Source organism: Stieleria sp. (assembly GCF_041595215.1).
In the GTDB taxonomy this organism is placed as follows: domain Bacteria; phylum Planctomycetota; class Planctomycetia; order Pirellulales; family Pirellulaceae; genus Stieleria; species Stieleria magnilauensis.
In genome coordinates this window covers 1-5727 of record NZ_JBFHKV010000523.1, presented here as the reverse complement: position 1 = coordinate 5727, position 5727 = coordinate 1, and the positions used below count along the sequence as shown (strand labels likewise).

Here is a 5727-nt window from a genome sequence, read left to right as displayed (position 1 = left end):
GGTTTCGACGACTCCATGTTCCGGAGACATGTATGCTGCGAAATATAGTCGGTACTGTCGGAGCTTGGATCATTTACGCCCTGATCTGGAGTTTTGGTCGCCGCTACTCACCCGACGAAATCTCGTGGCTCATCGGTCCGCTCGGCGGAAAATCGATCGGCGATCGTCCGTACGAGGAGACAGCTGCGGCCGAGGGATTGACTCTCATTCGTGATGCCGGCGAAGGCGGATTGATCCCGCATTTCGAAGCATTGAGGAGTGCAACCTTCGCGCCCGAGCGAGTGAATCCAAGGATTCGCGATTTCTACGAAAACACACACCGCTATGCGTTGGATACCTGGGCGACGACCTACTTCCCGGCCCGAATCGCGCTGTGGCTCCTCGTCGCGACGATTAGCCGCCGCGTCGATCAACTGAACTTTCCACTCAATGGCCTCGATACCGCTTATGGAATGACGAGCGAGATCATCTTGCTACGCAAGCCAGACGGCCAGATTCGCTACACGGGGTGGTTTCGTAAACTCGCTCGCGGTGACCAAGTGATTTACACAGGGTTCTATATGACACAGAAAGTGCCACGGGTCGACGGTGCTTGCGTGAAGGTCGTCTTTCCGATGCCAAACGGAAACGCCACCGTCATCCTGCGACCGGAACATGACACATCAGATGGCATGCGTCTTGTTTCGGCGGGGCGGCGTTTCGGTGACGCCGGCTTCTACCGCATGCAGCGGTCGGGTGCCGAACGATTGCGGGTCTGGCGTGTGCAAACACTTCATGAGCGGTTCGAGTTGTTCGTCGATCAAGAGCAGACCGTTCGGTGTGAGCATGCGATCCGATTTCTGGGGCTCCCAGTACTGACGCTTCATTACAAGATCAGCGAGAAGCGATCGGCCCCGCGTCAGTGATCCGCTGACGTGGTGCCCACCGGCTCACGACCACTCCATCAACAAGCCGTCTCACCGCCGGCAGACACTGTGTCTGCCTTCCGGGCATCGACCACACGACGCGAGTGGGGGGAGTCGTGCTTTGATCCCGTAGGGATCACAGCCATTAGCCGGAGGTCAGCGCAGCGCCACCTCCGGGCCACGCCCCCACTCCACTCCACGACCCCGGACGGCAACGCTGTGAGGCATTTATTCCCAGCGTTTGACGAGGTGTTCGCGGCAGGGCGCAAGCCCTCCGGTCCCTTATCGTTCCCGAAACACCGGAGGGCTCACGCCCTACCGCTAAAAAATGCTTCACAGCGTTGCCCACCGGGGACTCGATCGGACGTTGAGCCGCAACGGAGCATCTGTCGATGAAACCGCGCAGCCAGCGCCCGATCTGACGACCAGCCCGCTCGTCGTTTTTCGCCCCACGGCCAAGCATGATAAATCCCCTCTAAGGGCTTGATTCGGAGTCGCCACTATGAGGCTTGATGAGAACCACGACATCAGACTGCGCAAACCAGTCAAGGCCGACAGATCAGGCAGACCAATAGCATCGTGACGGCTGTTGTGGGCGTCAAATCTCAGTTTGATAAATAGGGGAAAATGTACCGGCCGTAACGATTTTACTGGCAATCGTCGCTCAGGGCAGTCGAAAACTCACTGAGAGTGGCTTCTTCTCGACCGCCGACCGACCGCAATCTGTCCATGAACTCATCGACTCTCTCGTTGATCACTGTGCTGGTGATCGGTTCCAGCCTGCCGGGACAGGATGCGGCGGAGCCGCTGCGACTTGCTCCGGTCCAAATCGAAGACGTCAGCCGAGCATCCCCGCCGGACGATTCACCATCGCTATCGCGACCAACGGCCGAGCCACTGCGACAGCGCGGCGACGCTTCCGAACCGGTCCCGCGCCCGAGCGAACGCAAGCCGAACGCCACGACAACACAGCCTGCTCAATTGGACAAACCGCTTTCGCAAATTCGGCTTTCCGGATTGGCATCGTCGCGGCAGGTTTCACAGCCGGGTTTCACGCAACCAAGCGTTTGGATGACCGCCGGCGGAGTGGGTCCCGGCGAACCGCTCGACTCGGTGACCACCTACACACGAAGGCGGTTGTATTTTGAAGACGCGCCGCTGGAGCGATGCGGCGAAACCGAATGGATCTTTTCTGGCGGGATCATGACCAATTTGCATTCGGGAGCAAAGTTTCTATTCGATACCGCCTTGCTGCCGTACCGCCTGATCCGACAGCGACCTGACGAATTAGTCGGCGCAGTGGCCGAATGAACCACGGAAGTGGTCTTGGCGAGCCCGCCTTGACTTTGATAAGTCCCAATGTCCGACGGTCTTGCCGTCACGAACCATTCCCGTTGAAGTCTTGGTTTTGGAAACGGAATGCCGCACCAACCAATCATCGATACTGACATGACACATCGTCGTCGCCTGCGCTCTTTCACCTGTGGCGCCCTCGCCGCAGTCCTCTGTGTGCTGGCATGCGGGTGTCATGACGGGCCGCTTTACGGTCTCAAACGGATCAACCCGTACTTCGCGATGCGAGAATGGAAACGCGACCGAGAACTCGGTGTGACCGACCACCAGCGACGGCAAGAGCTGCAGAACCTGGCCAGTCAGATCGGCGGCATGAGCGCGAAAGAACAAGCGAAATGGGCAACCCACCTGGATCGCATCATCGAAAACGATCCCAGCCCTGAAATGCGACGATTGTCGATTCTCGCAGCCAGCAAACTGAGGACGCCCGACGCGATCGACTTGATCGAACGCGGACTCGACGACGAAAGCTTGAAGGTGCAAATGGAAGCCTGTCGCTCGTTGGGGAAACGCCGTGAACCCGAAGCCGCCCAGTTGCTCGCGTCCACACTCGGCACGACGCCCGAAGCTGATGTCAAGAATTCGGCAATCGCCGCACTCGGCAAACACAAGGGAAACGTCCCCGTCGAATCACTGCGATTAGCCTTGGAAGACCGCGACCCGGCAACCATTCATCTGGCGATGCAAAGCTTGAAAGGCGTCATCGGCAAAGACTACGGCAACGACCCGCAACAATGGATCGCCGCAATCGATGCGCAATCCGCGCCCGACGCCAGCGGCACAGAATCGGACGACGTCCGCGTGGCCGACGGCCAAAGCGACGAGAAAACGATCCGGTAAAGCCTGCACCCTGGTGAGAAACAGCGGAACGCGGCATCGATAACGGCCGATGCTTGCCAGCGCCCGACATCCGAGCGCTTTCTAACAACCTCATCTTCGGGCAGCTCGCTTAATCGGAAGCGGGGCCAGACCGGATATGGGATCAGACCGGAAGCGGGGCCAGGCACCAAAAGCCAAATGGCCCGAAGGGTGCTTCCCATTTTTGGTTCCCGCCCCCTTTCCGCAGACGATCCTCAAAACTCGCTGTGACAAAGCACGAGATCGAGTTTTCAAAACCATTCGATTTAGTGACGGGCCCCACGCGGTCCCTTGCCAACGCGCGCGGGCTTCAATCGACAGGCCGCTGGTACCGCCCCGCGAATACCAGCCGCCCAATTCCCGACACACACCAACCGCTACGCCGCTTTCTCTTCGGCGGCATTTAGCTTGTTGTACAGCGTTTTGACGCTGACCCCCAATTCCTCGGCGGCGGCCTTTTTGTCACCGTCGTTTCGCTCGATCGCGCGTTCAATCGCAATCATTTCCATTTCGCGAATGGTCATCGGACCGGCATCACGAATTTCGCTTCGCAACTGGCGGCGACTGAAGTGCCGCGGCAAGTGCTCCGCATCGATCGGCAGGGCATCGCACAGGATCGCGGCGTGTTCGACCACATTTGCCAGTTCACGGACATTGCCGGGCCACTTGTGGGCCAGCAACTCTGCGGTGGCCTGCGGTGTGAACAAGGCGTCATCGTCGCCATCGTTGCGGTGACGGCGCAGCAAGTGAACCGCCAGCGGCATCAAGTCGTCGATCCGCTCTCGCAGCGGCGGCACATGAATTTCGAAGGTGTTGATGCGAAACATCAGGTCTTCGCGGAACTGCTCCTCGCCGACCATCTTTTCCAGGTCGCGGTGCGTGGCACAGATGACGCGCACGTCGACGCGTTTGGATTGGTTGCTGCCCAATCGCCGGATGTCACCGGTTTCCAACACGCGCAACAGCTTCGCCTGCATCGTCATCGGCAACTCACCGATCTCGTCCAGAAAGATCGTGCCTCCGTCGGCCACTTCAAACAATCCGACCCGCGCATTGTCGGCGCCCGTGAAGGCGCCTTTGACGTGCCCGAACAGTTCGCTCTCGATCAGGTTTTCCGGCAGGGCACCACAGTTGATGGAAACCATCGGCTCGCCGGCCCGCAGGCTGGCCTGGTGGACCGCACGGGCGACCAGTTCTTTGCCGCATCCGGTTTCGCCCAGGATCAGAACCGTACTGTCGGTCGGGCCCACTTTTTCGATCACCTTGCGGACCTGCAGCATCGACTTGCCGTCGCCCACCAGTTCGGAATCTCCCTCCGCTTGGCGGACGCGGTGCTCCAGCGCGGCCAGACGTCGCGATTGGGACAGGCGATGATAGACTTCGCTGAGCAAGGATTTGACTTGCTTGAAACTGCACGGCTTGCTGACGAAGGCGAAGACGTGGTTTTCGATCGCGGTCAACGCGGACTTCAGGTCAGGCTTGCCGGTGATCACGACCGCTTCGATCTCCGGGCGAATCTTGCGTGCCCGAGCGATCACTTCGGCACCCTTGATGCCCGGCATGTCCAAATCGACGATCATGCAATCGAACGGCTCCCGCTCGAGTGCCGCGATCGCTGTTTCTCCATCAGGGCAGACGACCACGCTGTGGCCGAGTTTTTCAAGCTGAGTCTTCATCAGCGTCTGCAGCGACGTTTCATCGTCGGCGTACAGGACGTGCATGGATTCACATTCAGGCGACTTTTTGGACATCATTCCACTTGGTCGAAGAGGGCAGTTCATCATGATCGTTCAGCTCCCGCGACGCGTAGAACGTCGAATCGGAAGGAGACTCTTTCTTGGCGGGCTCCGTCGGCAGCCGCAAGATCATTTTTGATCCCCGGCCTTCCCCCTCGCTTTGCGGCGTCAGGGACCCGTGATGCAACGACACGATTCGATAGCTAATGCTCAGGCCCAGTCCGGTGCCGCTGTCATCGCGGCGGCGCGTAAAAAACGGCTCGAAGAGATGGTCCATCACTTCCTGGTCCATGCCGCAACCGTCGTCCTTGACTTCGACGACGGCCTCCTTGGTGCCGCTGAACGGGTCGATCTCGTGCCGCACGTACACGTCGACGTTGCCATCGGTGTCCACCGACTCCAGGGCATTGGACACCAGGTTCAAAACGACCTGCTGGATCTCCTGGGAATTACAGTACGCGGTGACGCTCTCGTCGGCGTGCGTGCGAATCGTCTTGCAGCGGTACTCGCCGACCTTTCCGACCATCGACACGACTCCCGCGACCAGTTGGCCGAGGTCTTCTTGATTGCGGCTGGAATTACTCAATCGGCTGAAGTTGAGCAGCCGCTGGGTGATGCCCTTGCACCGAAACGCTTCGGATTGGATCAGCCCCAGGTTCGTCTGTAGCTCTTGCAGAAATTCCTGGTTGAACCGTTCTTTCTCCTCCGCCGGCAGATCTTCGAGCGTGCCCTCGAGCGCCTCGGCGCCCCAGGCAATCGCACCCAGCGGATTGTTGATCTCATGCGCAACGCCGGCGGCCAGGAATCCGACGCTGGCGAGTTGTTCGTTCTGGATCACTTCGCGTGTTCGCTCACGGACCTCCTGCTCGGCACGC

Annotated in this window: 5 protein-coding genes; 3 read left to right on the top strand and 2 right to left on the bottom strand. The window is 59.4% G+C overall.

What is annotated here, in order from left to right; genetic code table 11:
- The 3 genes from ABX749_RS19260 to ABX749_RS19250 all read left to right on the top strand — a co-directional run.
- Positions 1–905: hypothetical protein (locus ABX749_RS19260; RefSeq protein WP_372897396.1), on the top strand; the 905-nt coding region annotated here is incomplete at its 5' end.
- A gap of 729 nt (positions 906–1634) precedes the next feature.
- Entirely contained in the window at positions 1635–2216 is a 582-nt protein-coding gene (locus ABX749_RS19255) for a hypothetical protein (protein ID WP_372897395.1), read from the top strand.
- 138 nt (positions 2217–2354) lie between these two features.
- Positions 2355–3098, top strand: coding sequence for a HEAT repeat domain-containing protein (locus ABX749_RS19250; protein WP_372897394.1), 744 nt, complete (start codon positions 2355–2357; stop codon positions 3096–3098).
- A 395-nt stretch (positions 3099–3493) separates the two neighbouring features.
- Here ABX749_RS19250 and ABX749_RS19245 read toward each other — a convergent pair whose 3' ends face one another.
- Both ABX749_RS19245 and ABX749_RS19240 read right to left on the bottom strand, forming a co-directional pair.
- Positions 3494–4837, bottom strand: a complete 1344-nt coding sequence (locus tag ABX749_RS19245; protein WP_372897393.1) for a sigma-54-dependent transcriptional regulator — start codon at positions 4835–4837, stop codon at positions 3494–3496.
- Between the two features lie 10 nt (positions 4838–4847).
- The coding region (locus ABX749_RS19240) for a sensor histidine kinase (RefSeq protein ID WP_372897392.1) at positions 4848–5727 on the bottom strand (880 nt) is incomplete at its 5' end.